Raw genomic sequence first — 18,881 nt, forward strand, 5'->3', positions numbered from 1 at the left:
GCTTTCTGGTTTGAGCGACTCGGGTGTTCCGGTTCTCGCGAGAGGGCTCGTCCGAGATGACAAAAATCAAATCAGCCAACGGGTCGCAGTTCGATTTTGCTACGTAGCGAGCCTTTTGACGAAAATAATCTCGCAGTGCAGTGTGGGGCCTGTTGACCATTATGGCGGGTGTGTATATAGCTCCGCCCACTCTCACGGAAGGTGGTAGGCCAGCGGCGCTCTCGTAGCGTCAATTCAGGTCCTAAACGCTCCCGTCCATAAAAGCAGAGCACATCGACGGGCCAAGATCTGCTACCCTCAGGGGCGGCACGATCCTCTGGTTTTTTTCATGCTAGGGGCGGACTTCGCGCACCTGGCAGGTTTGCTTGGCGCATTTCCGCTCGGATGTGCGTCGTGAAGTCAGGATTGAGCGCATGCCGACGATACAACAGCTGATCCGGAAGCCGCGGGTAAAGCCGGTCTATCGCGAGAAATCGCGCCACATGGAAGCCTGCCCGCAGAAGCGCGGCGTTTGCACACGTGTCTACACGACGACGCCGAAGAAACCGAACTCGGCGCTGCGCAAGGTCGCCAAGATCAGGCTGACGAACGGCTTCGAAGTGATCGGCTACATTCCGGGCGAAGGTCACAACCTTCAGGAACACTCCGTCGTGCTGATCCGCGGCGGCCGCGTCAAGGACTTGCCGGGCGTGCGCTATCACATCGTCCGTGGCGTTCTCGATACGCAGGGCGTTTCGGCGCGACGTCAGCGCCGCTCGAAGTACGGTGCGAAACGGCCGAAGTAACCGGCCGCGATTTCGGGCAGGACAATCCGGCCCGTCATACGAACAGATTTGAAGCGAAGGGCAGTCAGGATGTCTCGTCGTCACGCGGCGCAAAAGCGGGAAGTGATCCCGGATCCGAAGTTCAACGATCTCGTCGTCACCAAGTTCATGAACGCGGTGATGGAAGACGGAAAGAAGTCGGTTGCAGAACGTATGGTCTATGGCGCCTTCGACAAGATGGAGCAGAAGGGCAAGGCAAGCCCGCTCGATCTTTTCAAGCAGGCGCTCGACAACGTCATGCCGGCCGTCGAGGTTCGTTCTCGCCGCGTCGGCGGCGCAACCTATCAGGTGCCGGTCGAAGTCAGGAATGAACGCCGGCAGGCGCTGGCAATTCGCTGGCTGATCGCCGCCGCACGTTCGCGCAACGAGTCGACGTTGATCGACAAGTTGTCGGGCGAGCTTCTGGACGCTGCCAACAATCGTGGCACCGCCGTCAAGAAGCGCGAAGACACACACAAGATGGCGGAAGCCAATCGCGCCTTCTCGCATTACCGCTGGTAGAGCGGGCGCTGGTAGACACGTTACAGGGATTTCGAGGCAGATAATGGCCCGGCAGTACGCAATCGAGGACTACCGCAATTTCGGCATCATGGCCCACATCGATGCCGGGAAAACCACGACTACGGAGCGGATTCTCTATTACACCGGCAAGTCCTACAAGATCGGCGAAGTCCACGACGGCGCTGCGACCATGGACTTCATGGAGCAGGAGGCCGAGCGCGGCATCACGATCACGTCGGCCGCGACAACCTGTTTCTGGCCCGGCCGTGACAGCAGAAAGCGCCGTCTGAACATCATCGATACTCCAGGCCACGTCGATTTTACGATCGAGGTCGAGCGGTCACTGCGCGTGCTTGATGGCGCGGTGTGCGTGCTCGATTCGAACCAGGGCGTCGAGCCGCAGACGGAAACCGTCTGGCGTCAGGGCGATAAATATAGCGTTCCGCGCATCATCTTTTCCAACAAGATGGATAAGACCGGCGCCGACTTCTACATGTGCCTCGCCGACATTAAGGACAAGCTCGGCGCCAAGGCCGTGCCTTTGCAGATTCCGATCGGCGCGGAAGCGGATTTCAAGGGCGTCATCGATCTTATTCGCATGGTGGCGATCACCTGGGATGGTGATGGCAAGGACGCGAAGATGGTCGAGGGGCCGATCCCTGCAGATCTCGCCGACAAGGCCGCCGAATATCGCGCCGCCATGATCGAAGCCGCCGTCGAAATGGACGATACGGCGCTCGAAGCCTTCCTTGAAGGCAAGGAGCCGGACGAGAATACGCTGCGCAAACTCATCCGTAAGGCCACCGTTACGCGCGCCTTCTATCCGATGATGTGCGGCTCGGCCTTCAAGAATAAGGGCGTGCAGCCACTGCTCGACGCCGTCGTCGACTTCCTGCCATCGCCGCTCGATCGCGAAGCCTATCAGGGCATCGATCCGAAGACCGGCAACGAAGCGCCGCGTCATCCGAGCGATTCCGATCCTCTCGCGATGATCGCCTTCAAGATTATGAGCTTCGAGCACGTCGGTTCGATCACTTTCTGCCGCATCTACTCGGGCAAGCTCGAGCAGGGCATGGCGCTTGCCAATACGACACGCGAGAAGAAAGAGCGCGCCGGGCGCATGTACTTGATGCACGCCGACGATCGCGAAGAAATCAAGGAAGCGTTCGCTGGCGACATCGTAGCTCTGCAGGGTCTCAAGGATACGCGCACGGGCGAAACGCTTTGCGATCCGTCGAAGCCGGTCATTCTCGAGAAGATGGATTTCCCGGATCCGGTTATCGAAATGAAAATCGAGCCGAAGACGAAGGCCGATCAGGAAAAGATGGCGATCGCGCTGCACACGCTGGCGATCGAAGATCCGTCGTTCCGTGTTTCGGTCGATTCAGAGTCGGGCGAGACCATCCTGAAGGGGATGGGCGAACTTCATCTCGAAATCAAAGTCGACATTCTGAAGCGCACGTACAACGTCGAAGCCAATACCGGTGCGCCGCAGGTTGCCTATCGCGAGACGCTGGCGCGGGCGACCGACATTGACTACACGCACAAGAAGCAGACCGGCGGCACGGGTCAGTTCGCGCGCGTCAAGCTGAAGCTCGAGCCAAACGAAACCGGCAAGGGCAACGAGTTCGAGACGTCAATCGTCGGCGGTTCGATCCCGAAGGAATACATCCCCGGCGTCGAGAAGGGTGTTCAGTCGGTCTGGGATAACGGCATCCTGATCGGCTTCCCGATGGTCGACATGAAGGTCAATCTTTACGACGGCGCGTTCCACGAAGTGGACTCTTCCGCCATCGCCTTCGAAATCGCGGCGCGTTCTGCGATGAAGGAAGGCTGCGAGAAGGCCGGCGTCAAGTTGCTCGAGCCGATCATGGACGTCGAAGTCGTATCGCCGGGCGAGTTCGTCGGTGGCGTCATCGGCGACATCAACTCGCGGCGCGGTCAGATTCGCGATCAGCAGATGCGCGGCAACGCAACGGTGATCCGGGCTTTCGTGCCGCTCGCCAACATGTTCGGCTACATCAATACGCTGCGCTCGATGTCGACGGGACGTGCCCAGTACACGATGCAGTTTGCGCACTACGCCGACGTGCCGCGCAACGTCGCTGACGAGGTCAAGGCGAAGTACGCTTGAGGAATACGCTCGGTTGTCGGCCAGTGAGCCGGCGGCCGGGAAGACAAGAAGAGTGAGATCCCTGGCGAGGAGCTAGGGGCGAGTAAGGAAGACTGAGGAGAGCCAACGATGGCCAAGGCAAAATTTGAGCGGAACAAGCCGCACTGCAACGTCGGAACGATCGGACACGTCGACCACGGCAAGACGACGCTAACCGCGGCGTTGACGAAGGTTTCGGCTGACCGCGGGTGGACCGCGACGTCGATTGCTTATGACGAAGTTGCCAAGGCTTCTGAATCCCAGGGCCGCCGCGACCCGACAAAGATTTTGACGATCGCCACCTCGCACGTCGAGTACGCGACGCCGAACCGTCACTATGCTCACGTCGACTGCCCAGGCCACGCCGACTACGTGAAGAACATGATCACGGGCGCTGCGCAGATGGACGGTGCGATCCTCGTCGTCTCGGCCGTCGACGGCCCGATGCCGCAGACGCGCGAGCACATTCTGCTTGCCCGTCAGGTCGGCGTTCCCAAGATCGTCGTGTTCCTGAACAAGTGCGATATCGTCGAAGATCAGGAACTTCTCGACCTCGTCGAAATGGAAGTTCGCGAACTACTTTCGAAGTACAATTTCCCGGGTGACGACACACCCGTCATTCGCGGCGCTGCCGTCAAGGCTTTGAACGGCGAGAAGGGCCCGCTGGCCGATGAAGCAATCCTGAAACTTTACGAGGCGATGGACACCTTCATCCCGATCCCGGAACGCCCGAAGGATCAGCCATTCCTGATGCCGATCGAAGACGTGTTCTCGATCTCGGGCCGCGGCACGGTCGTTACGGGCCGCATCGAGCGCGGTGTCATCAAGGTCGGCGAAGAAGTCGAGATCGTCGGCATCCGCGACACGCAGAAGTCGGTTGTGACGGGCGTCGAAATGTTCCGCAAGCTGCTGGATTCCGGTGAAGCCGGCGACAATGTCGGCTGCCTGCTTCGCGGCATCGACAAGGAAGCCGTCGAGCGCGGCCAAGTGCTGTGCAAGCCCGGCTCCGTCAAGCCGCACAAGAAGTTCGCCGCCGAAGCCTACATCCTGAACAAGGAAGAGGGCGGCCGCCATACACCGTTCTTCACGAACTACCGTCCGCAATTCTATTTCCGCACGACCGACGTAACGGGCACTGTCAAGCTCGCCGAAGGTACGGAAATGGTGATGCCGGGCGACAACGTCTCGGTCACGGTCGAACTCGTCTCGCCGATCGCGATGGAAGAAAAGGTCCGCTTCGCCATTCGCGAAGGTGGCCGCACGGTCGGCGCCGGTGTCGTGACGAAGATTCTCGAATAGTAGGCATTACCGGGGAAGCATCCGAAAGGCGGCTTCCCCAAAACATTTTCCGCGAGAAAGCGACAGCTATGCACGGCCAAAATATCCGCATCCGGCTCAAGGCATTCGATCATCGAATTCTCGATGCCTCGACGCGCGAGATCGTGAATACCGCGAAACGCACCGGTGCAGAAGTCCGCGGACCGATTCCGCTGCCGACTCGCATCGAGCGTTTCACGGTCAACCGTTCGCCGCACATCGACAAGAAGAGCCGCGAACAGTTCGAGATGCGCACGCACAAGCGTCTCTTGGACATCGTCGATCCGACGCCGCAGACGGTCGATGCCTTAATGAAGCTTGATCTTGCCGCCGGTGTCGACGTCGAAATCAAACTCTGAGCCAAAGCTAAGGGCCCTCTGGCGGTAACGCGAATGGCCCCAACGATAGATAGGAAGGAATGCAAATGCGTTCCGGAGTGATTGCACAGAAGGTGGGCATGACCCGCATTTTCACAGAGGCGGGCGAGCACGTGCCCGTGACTGTGTTGCGGCTCGAGAACCTGCAGGTTCTCGCTCATCGCACGGCAGAGAAGAACGGCTACACGGCCATCCAGGTCGGCGGCGGTACGCGCAAACCTTCGCGGCTGACGAAGTCGGAACGCGGCACGTTTGCCAAGGCCGAAGTCGAGCCGAAGCGAAAACTGGCGGAGTTCCGGGTCAGCCCAGAAAATCTCATCGAAGTCGGCGCCGAGATCACGGCCGACCACTTCGTGCCGGGCCAGTTCGTCGACGTGACGGGCACGACCCAGGGCAAGGGCTTCCAAGGCGCCATGAAGCGCTGGAACTTCGGCGGGTTGCGCGCGACGCACGGCGTCTCGGTCACGCATCGCGCCCACGGTTCGACCGGTCAGCGTCAGGACCCCGGCAAGGTGTTCAAGGGCAAGAAGATGGCCGGCCATATGGGCGACGAGCGCATCACGACGCAGAACCTCGTCGTCGCTAAAATCGATAAGGCCCGCGGACTTGTGATGGTACGCGGCGCCGTTCCGGGATCGAAGGGCGGTTGGGTCGTCGTTCGCGACGCGGTCAAGAAAGCGGCACCTGCCAACCTGCCGATGCCCGGCGCATTCAAGCCGCGCGGCGAAGCCAAGAAAGAGGGCGCGTGATGAAAACGCAAGTCACCAGCCTCGATTCGAAGGCAACCGGCGACATCGAGCTCGCGGACGAGATTTTCGGGCTCGAAGTTCGCAACGATCTCATCCATCGCATGGTGCGCTATCAAACGCTGAAGCGCATGGCGGGTACGCATCATGCCCAGGACCGCTCGGAAGTCGCGGTCACGGGCAAGAAGATGTACAAGCAGAAGGGCACCGGTGGGGCTCGTCACGGCGACAAGTCGGCACCGCAGTTCCGCGGCGGCGGCAAGGCGTTCGGACCGAAGCCGCGCTCACATGCCATCGATATGCCGAAGAAGGTGCGGGCTCTGGCGCTTCGCCATGCCCTCTCCTCCAAGGCCAAGGCCGGCGAGATCGTCATACTCGACAAGGCATCGTCCGCCGAAGGCAAGACCGGGGCACTCAAGGCGCAGTTCGCCAAGCTCGAGTGGAGCAACGTGCTGATCATCGACGGCGCCGAGCTCGAGCCGACGTTTGCGCGCGCCGCCCGCAACATTCCGAATATCGACGTGCTCCCCGTTCAGGGCATCAACGTCTACGACATTCTGCGTCGTAAGAAGCTGGTGTTGACGAGGGCTGCCGTCGCAGCGCTGGAGGCGCGGTTCAAATGACGACGAAACGCTCCGCTTACGACGTCATCGTTGCGCCGGTCATCACCGAAAAGGCGACGCTCGCCTCGGAAGCCAACCAGGTGATCTTCAAGGTCAACCGGCAGGCGACGAAGACAGAGATCAAGGCCGCGATCGAAAGCCTGTTCAAGGTCAAGGTCAAAGCCGTGAACACGATTGTCCGCAAGGGCAAGAAGAAGGCGTTCCGCGGCATTACCGCCGTGTTGAGCGATACGAAAAGGGCCGTCGTGACGCTCGAAGACGGGCAGTCGATCGACGTGACGACAGGTCTTTAGGGATAACGCATCATGGCGCTTAAGACATACAACCCGACGTCACCCGGACGCCGCCACCTGATCCAGGTCGACAAGTCGACACTGTGGAAGGGCAAGCCGCTCAAGACGCTCGTCGAGGGTAAGACCAAGACCGGCGGCCGCAACAGCGATGGCCGCATCACGTCGCGTCACATCGGCGGCGGCGCCAAGCAGGCGTACCGGAAAGTCGATTTCCGCCGTCGCAATTTCGATGCGCCGGCAGCGGTCGAGCGTCTGGAATACGATCCGAACCGGACCGCGTTCATCGCGCTGATCAAATACAAGGACGGAACGCAGGCCTACATCCTGGCGCCGCAGCGTTTGGGCGTCGGCGATACGGTCGTCTCGGGTTCGAAGGTCGACGTGAAGCCCGGCAACGCCATGCCGCTCGCGGCGATGCCGATCGGAACGATCGTACACAACGTCGAAATGAAGCCCGGCAAGGGCGGCCAGATCGCGCGTTCGGCAGGTTCGTTCGTGCAGCTCGTCGGCCGCGACTCCGGTTTTGCGGTGCTTCGCCTGAACTCGGGCGAGACGCGCAAGGTCAACGCCGAATGCATGGCGACGGTCGGCGCGGTATCGAACCCCGATCACATGAATACCGTAACCGGCAAGGCCGGCCGCACGCGCTGGAACGGCCGTCGTCCGACGGTGCGCTCGATCGCGATGAACCCGGTCGATCACCCGAACGGTGGTCGCACCAAGGGCGGCAAGCATTGGGCGACGCCTTGGGGCAAGCCGACGAAGGGCTTCAAGACGCGTAAGAACAAGACGACCACCAAATACATCGTTCGCTCACGCCAGAAGGCGAAGTAAGCGGCGCATCTAAGGAGACGCACTTTGACACGTTCAGTTTGGAAAGGCCCGTTCGTCGACGGCTACCTCCTGAAGAAGGCGGACAAGTCGCGCGCGTCGGGACGTAACGAGGTGATCAAGATGTGGAGCCGTCGCTCTACGATCCTGCCCCAGTTCGTCGGCCTGACCTTCGGCGTGCACAATGGCCAGAAGCATATTCCGGTCGTCGTGACGGAAGACATGATCGGCCACAAGTTCGGCGAGTTTTCGCCGACTCGTATGTTCCACGGGCACGGTGGCGACAGGAAAGCGGTGAAGAGATAATGGGCAAGTCTAGCCACGAGCGACGTCTCAGCGACACCGAGGCCCAAGCGGTCGCGAGATCGCTGCGCGTCTCACCGCAGAAGTTGAACCTGGTTGCGGGTATGATCCGCGGCAAGAAGGTCGAGCAGGCATTGGCCGAACTCGAGTTCAGCCAGAAGCGCATTGCGGGCGATGTCCGCAAATGTGTGATGAGCGCCGTCGCCAACGCCGAGAACAACCACAGTCTCGACGTCAACGATCTGATCGTCGCCGAAGCCTATGTCGGCAAAAATCTGATCATGAAGCGTTTCCATGCACGCGGCCGCGGCCGTGGCTCGACGATCATCAAGCCTTTCTCGCAGCTGACCGTCGTCGTCCGTCAGGTCGAGCAGGAGAAGGTCGAGAAGAAGCCCGCGAAGAAGTCCGCGACGAAATCTGCAAAGCCGACGGATCAAAAGGCTGCGAAGAAACCTGCCGCCAAGTCCAAGGAGGCCAAATAATATGGGTCAAAAAGTCAATCCCATCGGCCTTCGCTTAGGGATCAACAGAACCTGGGATAGCCGTTGGTTTGCTGCACGCGGCGAGTATGGCCGGCTGCTGCATGAGGATCGCGCCATCCGCGATCACATCATGAAAGAGCAGCGCGAGGCCGGTATATCGAAGGTCATCATCGAGCGCCCGCATAAGAAGTGCCGTGTGACGGTGCAGACCGCGCGGCCCGGCATCCTGATCGGCAAGAAGGGCGAGAAGATCGAGCGCCTGCGCGCCGATCTCGCGAAACTGACGTCGTCGGAAGTTCATCTGAACATCCTCGAAATCAGGAAGCCCGAGATCGATGCAGTGCTGATCGCCGAAGGCATTGCGCAGCAGCTCGAGCGCCGCGTGGCGTTTCGCCGGGCGATGAAGCGCGCCGTGCAGTCGGCACTGCGCCTTGGCGCGGTCGGCATTCGAATCAACGTCGCGGGCCGTTTGGGCGGCGCCGAAATCGCCCGCACGGAATGGTATCGCGAAGGCCGCGTGCCGTTGCACACGCTCAGAGCCGATATCGATTTCGGCTACGGCGTGGCGCGCACAGCTTACGGCATCATCGGTATCAAGGTTTGGGTTTTCAAAGGCGAGATCATCGAGCACGATCCGATGGCTGCCGATAAGAAGCTCGCAGAGATGCAGGAGAGCGGTTCACCGCGCCCGCGTCGCGACGACAACGATCGCAATGATCGGAACCGCCGGCCCGGACGTGGCGGCCGTGGCGGCGGACGTCCCGGTGGTGGCAGCGGTGGCGGTGGCGGTGGCGGTGCTCCGGCTGCCGGAGACGCCGGCGCTTCGACGCCGGAATCGTGAGGACCCGAAAGGCACTAGATCATGCTGCAACCGAAACGGACAAAGTTCCGCAAAGCCTTCAAGGGCCGCATTCACGGCAACGCCAAGAGCGGCACGACACTCGCCTATGGCGAGGTCGGGCTCAAGGCGATGGAGCCAGAACGTCTGACCGCACGCCAAATCGAAGCGGCGCGCCGCGCCATTGCGCGCCATACAAAGCGCGCGGGTCGCATGTGGCTCAGGATTTTTCCGGATATTCCGGTGTCGAAGAAGCCGGCCGAAGTCCGCATGGGATCCGGCAAGGGTTCGCCGGAACTCTGGGTGGCGCGCGTCAAGCCGGGCCGCATCATTTTCGAGATCGGCGGCGTCAACCATCAGATCGCCAAGGAGGCGCTTCTGCTCGGTGCCGCCAAGCTGCCAATTAAAACGCGCGTCGTGACGCGGCTATAGTGCGGAAGGACGAAGTGAGGAACAGTCATGGCTAGCGACTTCAAAGATCTGTCGCTCGATCAGCTCGACGATCAGCTGCTGAAGCTCAAGAAGGAGCAGTTCAATCTGCGCTTTCAGCGGGCTTCCGGGCAGCTTGAGAACACGGCGCGCATCCGGCTTATCCGCCGCGATATTGCGCGCGTCAAAACCGTGGCGAGCGTCAAGCGCGCTGGCAGCGTCAAAAAAGGCGCGTGAGGGAGAACGAGATTATGCCGAAGCGCGTGTTACAGGGCGTCGTGGTGTCCGACAAGAACGACAAGACCATCGTCGTTCAGGTCGAGCGCCGCTACACACATCCGCTGCTGAAGAAGACCGTGCGCCGTACGAAGAAGTATCATGCGCACGACGAAAAGAATTCGTTCAAGGTTGGCGACCGGGTTTCGATCGAAGAGACCCGGCCGATTTCCAGGAACAAACGTTGGATCGCAGTGACGCAGTGAGGCGCAAGCCTTGCCTGGTCACGATTTGACGAAAGAGCGCCTTTGAAGCCGTCGGAGCGTTGGGATTTTCCCAAGACCCCGCGAGCCCAAAGACAAAATGAGAATAGAGCTTCTCGCGAAGCGATGAGAGAAGGAACGACGCGATGATCCAGATGGAGAGTAATCTCGACGTCGCCGACAACTCGGGCGCGCGTCGCGTTCAGTGCATCAAGGTGCTGGGCGGCTCGAAGCGCAAGTACGCGACCGTCGGCGACACCATCGTCGTCTCCGTCAAGGAGGCGATCCCGAGAGGCCGCGTCAAGAAGGGCCAGGTGATGAAGGCCGTCATCGTCCGTGTGGCGAAGGGCATCCGCCGCGCCGACGGCTCGCTGATCCGCTTCGACCGTAACGCCGCCGTGCTGATTAACGCCAACGGCGAGCCGGTCGGTACGCGCATCTTCGGACCAGTTACGCGCGAACTCAGGTCGAAGAACCACATGAAAATCGTTTCGCTGGCTCCGGAGGTTTTGTGATGTCGGCTCTGAAGATCAAGAAAGGCGACAACGTCGTCGTTCTCGCGGGCCGCGACAAGGGCAAGCGGGGCGAAGTGATCGAGGTGCGTCCGAAGGAAAGCCGCGCGCTGGTTCGAGGCGTCAACATGATACGCCGGCACCAGCGTCAGACGGCCAGCCAGGAAGGCGGCATTATTTCGAAAGAGGGGCCGATCCACATTTCGAATATTGCGCTTGAAGATCCCAAGGACGGCAAGCCGACCCGCGTCTCTTTCAAGTTCCTGAACGACGGCAAGAAGATCCGCATCGCGAAGCGCTCGGGCGAACAGATCCCGGAGAAGAAGTAGGTCATGGCTGACAAAGACAAAGCAGCAAAAGGCGCCAAGCCTCAGGGCGGCACTCCGCAAGGTGCCGGTGAAACCAGGAAGGCGAGGGCTGAAAAGAAAGCCGCCACGGCAGCGCCGCGCGGCCCGGCGACCCCACGCCCGAAGGATTACAAGCCGCGCATGAAGGAGCACTACGAGAAAGTGGTGCGCGAGGCGCTGAAGAAAAAGTTTGGCTACGCCAACGTCATGCAGATCCCGCGTCTCGAGAAGATCGTGGTCAACATGGGCGTCGGTGAAGCCGTCAACGACCGCAAGCGGGTCGATAATGCGGCGGCGGACCTGGCATTGATCGCCGGGCAGAAGCCCGTCGTCACGCGGGCCCGCAAGGCGATCGCAACGTACAAGCTGCGCGAAGGCATGGCGATCGGCGCCAAGGTCACGTTGCGCGGCGATCGCATGTACGAATTTCTCGATCGGTTCATTACGATCGCACTACCGCGCGTCAGAGACTTCCGGGGCCTCAACCCTAAGAGCTTCGACGGCCGCGGCAATTTCGCGACCGGCCTCAAGGAGCACCTCGTGTTCCCCGAGATCGATTACGACAAGGTCGACAATGTTCTGGGTCTCGACGTGATCGTCTGCACGTCTGCCCGCACCGATGACGAAGCCCGAGAACTGCTCAAAGGCTTCAACTTCCCGTTCCGCAGCTAGAGGACCTCGGCCCCGCTTCAAGCATGAAGTTGCCGAAAGGCCTTTGGAGGAGATGAAATGGCAAAGACCAGTTCGATTGAGAAGAACAACAAGCGGCGCCGAATGACGCTCGCGCAAGCTCCGAAGCGCAAGCGTCTCAAAGCGCTTGCCAAGGATCGCACGAAGACGCCGGAAGAGCGTTTCGCGGCGCGGCTGAAGCTCGCCGAGATGCCCCGCAACGGCTCAAAGGTTCGCGTGCGCAACCGCTGCGAAATCACCGGCCGTCCGCGCGGCAACTACCGCAAGCTCAAGATGTGCCGCAACCAACTCCGCGAACTCGCAAGCCAGGGGCGTATCCCGGGCATGGTCAAGGCGAGCTGGTAAGAGGGAAGCACGATGTCCATGAATGATCCGCTGGGCGATATGCTGACCCGCATCCGGAATGCCCAGATGCGGCGCCGGCCAAAGGTCGCGACGCCTGCTTCGACTCTAAGAGGCCGCGTCCTCGACGTGCTCGCCGAAGAAGGTTACATCCGCGGCTATAGCCGGGTCGAACTCAAGGGTGAGCAGCCGCAGTTCGAGATCGAGCTCAAGTATTACAATGGCCAGCCGGCCATTCGCGAGATCGAGCGTATCTCGAAGCCAGGGCGGCGCGTCTACTCGCCGGTCAAGGGCATTCCGACGGTCGCCAACGGTCTCGGCGTTGCTATTCTGTCGACACCAAAAGGCGTGATGTCGGATTCGAAGGCACGTGAAGCCAACGTCGGCGGCGAAGTCATCTGTAATATATTCTAAGGGTTGGGCCGGCCTTCGGGCCGGAACGAAACAAGGTTCGAGAAGCCATGTCGCGCATCGGTAAAAAGCCCGTAGCAGTCCCGTCGAACGTGACGGCGACGGTCAGCGGGCAGACAGTGAAGGTGAAAGGGCCGAAGGGCGAGCTGGCATTCGAAGTGCCGGACGCGCTGAAGGTCGAGAAGACGTCGGATGGCGTCGAAATCGCCCTCACCGAAGACACCAAACTTGCACGCTCGATGTGGGGCATGTCGCGCACTCAAGTGGCGAACCTCATCAAGGGCGTTACGCAAGGCTACAGCCAGGATCTCGAGATCCACGGCGTCGGCTTCAAGGCGTCGATGAAGGGCAAGGATCAGCTGACGCTTTCGGTCGGCTACAGCCACGATGTCGTGCTGAAGATTCCGGCCGGCGTCGACGTCAAGGTCGGCGGCGCCAAGCAGGAACTCGTATCGGTGTCCGGCATCGACAAACAGGCGGTCGGGCAGATTGCCTCCGTGATACGCGCCTCCCGCAAACCCGAGCCCTACCAGGGCAAGGGCGTGCGCTATAAGGGTGAATATATCTTCCGCAAGGAAGGCAAGAAGAAGTAGGAACGGCAGCGATGGCCAACATCAACGAGAAGTTTTCGAACCGCCGGGCGCGCGTGCGCCGCGCCCTGAAGAGCGCTGCAAACACTCGGCCGCGGCTCTCCGTGCATCGCTCGTCGGCGCATATCTATGCGCAGGTGATCGACGATACGAAAGGCGTAACGCTTGCGGCCGCCTCGACGCTCGAAAAGGCGGTGAAGGGCGGACTGAAAACCGGCGCCGACAAGGCTGCCGCCGCCGCAATCGGCAAGCTCGTCGCCGAGCGTGCCATCAAGGCCGGCGTCAGCGAGGTCGTATTCGATCGCGGCGGCTTTTTGTTTCATGGGCGCATCAAGGCGCTCGCCGATGCCGCCCGCGACGGCGGATTGAAATTCTAGGACACCCGAGAGGACACATATAGTGGCACGTGGACCCCAGAGAGACCGCGGCAGAGACCGTGAGGAACGCGACAGCGAGTTTACAGACAAGCTCGTGCACATCAATCGCGTCGCCAAGGTCGTCAAGGGCGGTAAGCGCTTCGGCTTTGCCGCGCTCGTTGTCGTTGGTGACCTCAAAGGCCGGGTCGGCTTCGGCCACGGCAAGGCGCGTGAAGTGCCGGAAGCCATCCGCAAGGCGACGGAAGCCGCCAAGCGCAGCCTGGTGCGCGTACCGCTTCGTGACGCGCGCACGCTGCATCACGACAGCGTCGGGCGGCATGGTTCGGGCAAGGTCATCCTGCGCTCGGCGCCTGCCGGTACGGGTATCATCGCGGGCGGCGCCATGCGTGCCGTGTTCGAAATGGTCGGCGTGCACGACATCGTCGCCAAATCGATGGGCTCGACGAACCCATATAACGTCGTTCGCGCGACGTTCGACGCTCTCAAAGCGCAGGAGAACCCGCGTTCGGTTGCGGCACGCCGGAACAAGAAGGTTTCCGATATCGTGTCGCGGCGGCGTGACGGGTCGGCTGCCGAGGTGAGTGCCGAAGGCTGAAGCGATTTTTGAACGATTTCGAGGCGCCTTCTAATGGCGCTTCATAGGTGAGCTTGAGGTAACGATATGGCGGCCAAGAAAACGATCGCAGTGGAGCAGGTTCGGAGCGCGAACCGGCGGCCCGAGCGGCAGACTCAAACGCTGATCGGTCTCGGCCTCAACAAGCTCGGCCGCAAGGTGACGCTTGAAGATACTCCGGCCGTGCGGGGCATGCTGAAAAAGGTTCAGCATCTCGTGCAGGTCGGCGACGGAAAATAATGTGTAGCGGCCGGCTTCCCGGATGGGAGTTGCCAGACGCACTTGATAATGAATAGCCGCGCCCGGCGGCCGGCTCCCCGGAGGGGAGTCGCCGGGCGCAAATGAAAGAGGAGCTTGGGTCCATGCGGCTCAATGGCATCAAAGACAATCCCGGCGCCCGCAAGTTTCGCGTGCGTATCGGCCGTGGCATCGGTTCGGGCCTCGGCAAGACGGGCGGCCGCGGCGGCAAGGGCCAGACGGCCCGCTCGGGCGTCGCGATTGGCGGCTTCGAGGGTGGCCAGATGCCGTTGCATCGGCGGTTGCCGAAGCGCGGCTTCAACAAGTGGCGTCCGCAGGCGTTCAACGAAATCAACGTCGGCGCGCTGCAGAAGGCCATCGACGATAAGCGCCTCGACGGTTCAAAGCCGCTTGACGTTGCAACGCTGATCGCCGCCGGTGTCGTGCGCCGTCCCAAGGACGGCCTGCGCCTTCTCGGCGAAGGCGACCTGAAGGCCAAGATCGCAATCACGGTCAATCACGCGAGCGCCAAGGCCAAGGCGGCGGTCGAGAAAGCCGGCGGCAGCGTCACGGTGATCGTGCCGAAGGTTCTGGCGGCCGACGAAGCCAAGCGCAAGAAATCAGCCGCCAAGAAGGCGACGCCCGCCAAGACACCTGGCGCGGCAAAGACCGAGGGTTAAGGCGGCACCGCGCGATCGGCCGGGAAGCTCGCCTGTCGCGCATACCGCAGTCCGGTCCGGCCGGAAGGCGTGAACCGGATCCAAGTTGCGGCATCGCTTTACCGGCGAAGCTGCGATGGCTAGGAGAAGACACGAATGGTTTCCGCTGCCGAGCAGCTTGCTTCGAACCTCAATCTTGGCGCTTTCGCCAAGGCAGAGGATTTAAAGCGCCGCCTGTGGTTCACCGTTGGCGCGTTCATCGTCTATCGCCTGGGCACATTCATTCCCTTGCCGGGCATCAACCCGGCGGCATTCGCAGAAACGTTCAGGTCGCAGTCCGGCGGCATCCTTGGCATGTTCAACATGTTCTCGGGTGGAGCGCTCGAACGGCTGGCGATCTTCTCGCTCAACATCATGCCCTACATCTCGGCTTCGATCATCATGCAGTTGATGACTTCGATCTCGCCGAAGCTCGAGGCGCTGAAAAAGGAAGGCGAGGCCGGCCGGAAGCAGATCAACCAATATACGCGCTATATGACGGTGGTTCTCGCGGCGCTGCAGGGCTACGGCATCGCCGTCGGGCTCGAGGGATCGCGAAACGCCGCAGGCAGTGTCGTGCTCGATCCCGGATTCTTCTTCCGCGCCACGACTGTGATCACGCTCGTCGGCGGCACGATCTTCCTGATGTGGCTTGGCGAACAGATCACACAACGCGGCGTCGGCAACGGCACGTCACTGATAATCTTTGCCGGCATCGTGGCCGGTCTTCCGGGCGCGCTGGTGCAGCTTTTCGAGCTGTCGCGCACAGGCTCGATTTCTCCCGGCGTTCTTGTGTTCTTCCTGGCGCTGGCACTCGGGGTGGTGGCCGCGATCGTATTCTTCGAGCGGGCGCAGAGACGACTGCTCGTGCAATACCCTAAACGACAGGTCGGCAATAAGATGTTCCAGGGCGAGGCATCGCACCTGCCATTGAAGCTGAACTCGTCCGGCGTCATTCCGCCGATCTTCGCGTCATCGCTACTGCTACTGCCGATCACCGTGGCGCAGTTCAGTGCGGGGCAGGGACCGGAGTGGCTGAATACGGCCGTTGCGATGTTGGGAAGCGGTCAGCCTCTGCATCTCGCGGTCTATGCGTTGCTGATCATTTTCTTCGCCTTCTTCTACACGGCGGTCGTCATCAATCCGAAAGAGACTGCAGACAATCTCCGCAAGTACGGCGGTTTCCTTCCCGGTATCCGCCCTGGCGACAAGACCGCCGAATACATCGATTACATCCTGACGCGCATCACGGCCGTCGGTGCCATCTATCTGGCCGCCGTCTGCGTTCTGCCGGAGATCTTGACGTCCTATGCCGGCATTCCGCTCTATTTCGGCGGCACCTCGCTGCTGATCGTCGTCAGCGTCACGATGGATACGGTTTCGCAAATTCAGAGCCACCTCGTGGCGCAGCAGTATGAAGGCCTGATCAAGAAGGCGAAGCTTCGCGGGACGCGGCGATGATCCTGATGCTGCTTGGGCCGCCCGGCGCGGGCAAGGGAACTCAGTCACAGCTGATTTCCGACAAGCTCGGCATCCCGCAGCTTTCGACCGGCGACATGCTTCGCGCCGCGGTAAAGGCCGGCACGCCGGTCGGCATCAAGGCGAAGAAAATCATGGCCGAGGGTGGTCTCGTGCATGACGAGATCGTCATCGGAATTATTGCCGAGCGCATTTCGGAACCCGATTGCGCGCGCGGCTTTATCCTCGATGGCTTCCCGCGCACATTGCCGCAGGCTGCGGCCCTCGACACGCTCCTCAAATCCAAGGGCCGCAAGATCGATTGCGTCATCGAGCTCAAGGTCGACGATACGGCTCTGGCCGACCGGATTGAATGCCGGGCACGCGAGACCATTTCTGCAGGCGGAACCGCCCGCGTCGACGACACCGCCCAGGCCCTTAAAACCCGCTTAATGGCCTATTATCGTGAGACGGCACCGCTCATCGGGTACTATTTTGCTCACAACCTGCTGAAGTCGGTCGATGGCATGGCGCCGATTGCCGAAGTCAGCGGGCAAATCGACGAACTGTTGAAGGAATTCCAGGCTGCTTGACGTGAAAGCGCACATTGACGGAAGGAAACCACCGAGCTAAAACACCCCACTTTTCTATTAGGGCTCAACTTGATCCGGACCCTGGGCGAGCCGCCCCGGTGCCGCGATCGTTGCGCTTTTTGGTACTTAAGGCACGGATTCGGGGCGCGGCTAAACGCACGGCTCTCCGCAGCCGATCCAGAGATCGACGTTAATACGACCCCAACACGACGAGACATAGGCAGGAGACCACAGTGGCCCGCATCGCAGGCGTCAACATTCCCACGGGCAAGCGCGTCGAAATCGCGCTCCGCTACATTCACGGTATCGGACCGAACTTCGCGAAGCAGATCTGCGCGAAGTGCAACATCCCGGCCGAGCGCCGCGTCAGCCAGCTGACGGACGCAGAGGTGCTGCAGATCCGCGAAGCGATCGACCGCGATTATACGGTCGAGGGCGACCTTCGCCGTGAAGTGCAGACCAACATCAAGCGATTGATGGACCTCGGTTGCTATCGGGGTCTGCGTCATCGCAAGGGCCTTCCTGTCCGTGGCCAGCGCACGCACACCAACGCTCGTACCCGCAAGGGCAAGGCCGTTGCGATCGCCGGTAAGAAGAAGGCGACGAAGTAGTACGGCCCACGACCAATTCATGCGTGCGGACATCGCACACGCAACACGAATATCGCCTCCGGATTGCGGGGGCCAGGAGCACCACTTGTAATGGCCAAGGAAGCAACGGCAGCTGGGCGCGGCAAAGTTAAAAAGCGCGAAAAGAAGAACATCTCGTCGGGCGTCGCACACGTCAACGCGTCGTTCAACAATACGATGATCACGATCACGGATGCGCAGGGCAATACGATTGCGTGGTCGTCGTCGGGCACGAAGGGGTTCAAGGGGTCGCGAAAGTCGACGCCTTATGCAGCCCAGGTCGCCGCCGAGGATGCCGGCAAGAAGGCGCAGGAACACGGTGTGAAGGTCCTCGAAGTCGAGGTTTGCGGCCCGGGTTCGGGGCGCGAGTCGGCACTTCGCGCGTTGCAGTCCGTCGGCTTCCAGATCACGTCGATCCGCGATGTGACGCCGATCCCGCACAACGGTTGCAGGCCGCGCAAGCGCCGCCGCGTCTAAGACCACGTATTTTGCGCCGCGCGTTTGCTGCGGCGCCGTGAGTGTAAAAGTTTAAGTCCACTGATGTTGCGCGGACTGCTCCCCCTCCGCGCCGAACCGAGACGAGGTCCTTCGTGAACGTTCTCCAGAAGAACTGGCAAGACCTGATCAAGCCATCGAAACTTGAAATTCAGAGCGGGCGTGACCGCTCGCGCACCGCGACCGTCGTCGCCGAGCCGCTCGAGCGCGGCTTCGGCATGACGCTCGGCAACGCGCTCAGGCGCGTGCTGCTGTCGTCGCTTCAGGGCGCGGCCATCAAGACCGTGCAGATCGACGGCGTGCTGCACGAGTTTTCCTCCGTGCCGGGCGTCCGCGAGGACGTGACGAACATCATTCTCAACATCAAGGAAATCGCGCTGCGCATCCATTCCGATGGCGTCAAGCGCATGGTGTTGAAGAAAGAGGGCGCCGGCCCCGTCAAGGCAGGCGACATCGAGGCTTCATCCGAGGTCGAAGTGTTGAACCCCGACCATGTGATCTGCCATCTCGACCAGGGCGCGGCGATCCGCGTCGAATTCACGGCCGATATCGGCAAGGGCTACGTTGCTTCCGACCGCAACCGTCCCGAGGACGCGCCGATCGGTCTGATCCCGGTCGATAGTCTCTATTCGCCGGTCAAGAAGGTTTCCTACAAGGTCGAGAATACGCGCGAAGGCCAGATCCTCGATTACGA

General features: G+C 61.1%; 30 protein-coding genes. All 30 read left to right on the forward strand.

Features of this window, described 5'->3' with window-relative positions; translation table 11 throughout:
* Window positions 1–413: 413 nt before the first annotated feature.
* Window positions 414–785: a 30S ribosomal protein S12 gene (gene rpsL / locus VN623_RS13490; RefSeq protein WP_325571747.1), complete on the forward strand. Its 372-nt coding sequence runs from the start codon at window positions 414–416 to the stop codon at window positions 783–785.
* A gap of 69 nt (window positions 786–854) precedes the next feature.
* Window positions 855–1,325 (forward strand): 30S ribosomal protein S7, encoded by a 471-nt coding sequence (rpsG, locus tag VN623_RS13495; RefSeq protein ID WP_325571749.1) that lies wholly within the window; start codon window positions 855–857, stop codon window positions 1,323–1,325.
* 43 nt (window positions 1,326–1,368) lie between these two features.
* Window positions 1,369–3,459, forward strand: a complete 2,091-nt coding sequence (gene fusA, locus VN623_RS13500) for an elongation factor G (RefSeq protein ID WP_325571751.1) — start codon at window positions 1,369–1,371, stop codon at window positions 3,457–3,459.
* Between the two features lie 108 nt (window positions 3,460–3,567).
* Window positions 3,568–4,776, forward strand: coding sequence for an elongation factor Tu (gene tuf, locus VN623_RS13505; protein ID WP_325571753.1), 1,209 nt, complete (start codon window positions 3,568–3,570; stop codon window positions 4,774–4,776).
* Between the two features lie 68 nt (window positions 4,777–4,844).
* A complete protein-coding gene (rpsJ, locus tag VN623_RS13510) occupies window positions 4,845–5,153 on the forward strand; it encodes a 30S ribosomal protein S10 (RefSeq protein ID WP_013215045.1) in 309 nt (102 codons plus the stop codon).
* 65 nt (window positions 5,154–5,218) lie between these two features.
* Complete coding sequence (rplC, locus tag VN623_RS13515; RefSeq protein ID WP_325571756.1) at window positions 5,219–5,920, forward strand: 50S ribosomal protein L3; 702 nt, start codon at window positions 5,219–5,221, stop codon at window positions 5,918–5,920.
* Complete coding sequence (gene rplD, locus VN623_RS13520) at window positions 5,920–6,540, forward strand: 50S ribosomal protein L4 (protein ID WP_325571758.1); 621 nt, start codon at window positions 5,920–5,922, stop codon at window positions 6,538–6,540. The genes rplC and rplD overlap by 1 nt, the downstream gene beginning before the upstream one ends.
* Entirely contained in the window at window positions 6,537–6,833 is a 297-nt protein-coding gene (locus tag VN623_RS13525; RefSeq protein ID WP_325571760.1) for a 50S ribosomal protein L23, read from the forward strand. The genes rplD and VN623_RS13525 overlap by 4 nt, the downstream gene beginning before the upstream one ends.
* A gap of 12 nt (window positions 6,834–6,845) precedes the next feature.
* The gene (rplB, locus tag VN623_RS13530) at window positions 6,846–7,667 is read left to right on the forward strand and encodes a 50S ribosomal protein L2 (protein ID WP_325571762.1); all 822 of its coding nucleotides are present in this window, start codon (window positions 6,846–6,848) and stop codon (window positions 7,665–7,667) included.
* A gap of 24 nt (window positions 7,668–7,691) precedes the next feature.
* Entirely contained in the window at window positions 7,692–7,970 is a 279-nt protein-coding gene (rpsS, locus tag VN623_RS13535) for a 30S ribosomal protein S19 (protein ID WP_325571764.1), read from the forward strand.
* The gene (rplV, locus tag VN623_RS13540) at window positions 7,970–8,449 is read left to right on the forward strand and encodes a 50S ribosomal protein L22 (protein WP_325571766.1); all 480 of its coding nucleotides are present in this window, start codon (window positions 7,970–7,972) and stop codon (window positions 8,447–8,449) included. Before rpsS ends, rplV begins: the two co-directional genes overlap by 1 nt.
* 1 nt (window position 8,450) lies before the next feature.
* Window positions 8,451–9,290, forward strand: a complete 840-nt coding sequence (gene rpsC, locus VN623_RS13545; RefSeq protein ID WP_414653222.1) for a 30S ribosomal protein S3 — start codon at window positions 8,451–8,453, stop codon at window positions 9,288–9,290.
* Between the two features lie 21 nt (window positions 9,291–9,311).
* Window positions 9,312–9,719 (forward strand): 50S ribosomal protein L16, encoded by a 408-nt coding sequence (gene rplP / locus VN623_RS13550; protein ID WP_325571768.1) that lies wholly within the window; start codon window positions 9,312–9,314, stop codon window positions 9,717–9,719.
* Window positions 9,720–9,746: 27 nt separating this feature from the next.
* On the forward strand, window positions 9,747–9,953 hold the full coding sequence (gene rpmC / locus VN623_RS13555) for a 50S ribosomal protein L29 (protein WP_325571770.1): 207 nt from the start codon (window positions 9,747–9,749) through the stop codon (window positions 9,951–9,953).
* Between the two features lie 14 nt (window positions 9,954–9,967).
* Window positions 9,968–10,198 (forward strand): 30S ribosomal protein S17, encoded by a 231-nt coding sequence (gene rpsQ / locus VN623_RS13560; RefSeq protein ID WP_325571772.1) that lies wholly within the window; start codon window positions 9,968–9,970, stop codon window positions 10,196–10,198.
* Between the two features lie 143 nt (window positions 10,199–10,341).
* A complete protein-coding gene (gene rplN / locus VN623_RS13565; RefSeq protein ID WP_325571774.1) occupies window positions 10,342–10,710 on the forward strand; it encodes a 50S ribosomal protein L14 in 369 nt (122 codons plus the stop codon).
* On the forward strand, window positions 10,710–11,036 hold the full coding sequence (rplX, locus tag VN623_RS13570; protein ID WP_325571776.1) for a 50S ribosomal protein L24: 327 nt from the start codon (window positions 10,710–10,712) through the stop codon (window positions 11,034–11,036). The genes rplN and rplX overlap by 1 nt, the downstream gene beginning before the upstream one ends.
* Window positions 11,037–11,039: 3 nt before the next feature.
* Entirely contained in the window at window positions 11,040–11,726 is a 687-nt protein-coding gene (gene rplE / locus VN623_RS13575; protein ID WP_325571778.1) for a 50S ribosomal protein L5, read from the forward strand.
* Window positions 11,727–11,783: 57 nt separating this feature from the next.
* Window positions 11,784–12,089 carry a 30S ribosomal protein S14 gene (rpsN, locus tag VN623_RS13580; RefSeq protein WP_325571780.1) on the forward strand — a complete coding sequence of 102 codons (306 nt, stop codon included), beginning with the start codon at window positions 11,784–11,786 and terminating at the stop codon, window positions 12,087–12,089.
* A 12-nt stretch (window positions 12,090–12,101) separates the two neighbouring features.
* The gene (rpsH, locus tag VN623_RS13585) at window positions 12,102–12,500 is read left to right on the forward strand and encodes a 30S ribosomal protein S8 (RefSeq protein ID WP_325571782.1); all 399 of its coding nucleotides are present in this window, start codon (window positions 12,102–12,104) and stop codon (window positions 12,498–12,500) included.
* A 47-nt stretch (window positions 12,501–12,547) separates the two neighbouring features.
* Window positions 12,548–13,090: a 50S ribosomal protein L6 gene (rplF, locus tag VN623_RS13590; protein ID WP_325571784.1), complete on the forward strand. Its 543-nt coding sequence runs from the start codon at window positions 12,548–12,550 to the stop codon at window positions 13,088–13,090.
* Between the two features lie 11 nt (window positions 13,091–13,101).
* Window positions 13,102–13,464 carry a 50S ribosomal protein L18 gene (rplR, locus tag VN623_RS13595; protein WP_325571786.1) on the forward strand — a complete coding sequence of 121 codons (363 nt, stop codon included), beginning with the start codon at window positions 13,102–13,104 and terminating at the stop codon, window positions 13,462–13,464.
* 22 nt (window positions 13,465–13,486) lie between these two features.
* A complete protein-coding gene (rpsE, locus tag VN623_RS13600) occupies window positions 13,487–14,059 on the forward strand; it encodes a 30S ribosomal protein S5 (RefSeq protein ID WP_325571788.1) in 573 nt (190 codons plus the stop codon).
* Window positions 14,060–14,125: 66 nt separating this feature from the next.
* The gene (rpmD, locus tag VN623_RS13605; protein ID WP_325571790.1) at window positions 14,126–14,317 is read left to right on the forward strand and encodes a 50S ribosomal protein L30; all 192 of its coding nucleotides are present in this window, start codon (window positions 14,126–14,128) and stop codon (window positions 14,315–14,317) included.
* Between the two features lie 122 nt (window positions 14,318–14,439).
* Entirely contained in the window at window positions 14,440–14,994 is a 555-nt protein-coding gene (gene rplO, locus VN623_RS13610) for a 50S ribosomal protein L15 (RefSeq protein ID WP_325571802.1), read from the forward strand.
* 135 nt (window positions 14,995–15,129) lie between these two features.
* Window positions 15,130–16,473: a preprotein translocase subunit SecY gene (gene secY, locus VN623_RS13615; RefSeq protein WP_325571792.1), complete on the forward strand. Its 1,344-nt coding sequence runs from the start codon at window positions 15,130–15,132 to the stop codon at window positions 16,471–16,473.
* Window positions 16,470–17,063, forward strand: coding sequence for an adenylate kinase (locus VN623_RS13620; RefSeq protein WP_325571794.1), 594 nt, complete (start codon window positions 16,470–16,472; stop codon window positions 17,061–17,063). The genes secY and VN623_RS13620 overlap by 4 nt, the downstream gene beginning before the upstream one ends.
* 233 nt (window positions 17,064–17,296) lie before the next feature.
* Window positions 17,297–17,674, forward strand: a complete 378-nt coding sequence (rpsM, locus tag VN623_RS13625; protein ID WP_325571796.1) for a 30S ribosomal protein S13 — start codon at window positions 17,297–17,299, stop codon at window positions 17,672–17,674.
* A gap of 90 nt (window positions 17,675–17,764) precedes the next feature.
* Window positions 17,765–18,169, forward strand: coding sequence for a 30S ribosomal protein S11 (gene rpsK, locus VN623_RS13630; protein WP_325571798.1), 405 nt, complete (start codon window positions 17,765–17,767; stop codon window positions 18,167–18,169).
* A gap of 113 nt (window positions 18,170–18,282) precedes the next feature.
* Window positions 18,283–18,881 (forward strand): DNA-directed RNA polymerase subunit alpha (locus tag VN623_RS13635; RefSeq protein WP_325571800.1); only part of this gene is annotated, 599 nt, incomplete at its 3' end.

The organism is Hyphomicrobium sp., assembly GCF_035572195.1.
Classification (GTDB): domain Bacteria; phylum Pseudomonadota; class Alphaproteobacteria; order Rhizobiales; family Hyphomicrobiaceae; genus Hyphomicrobium_B.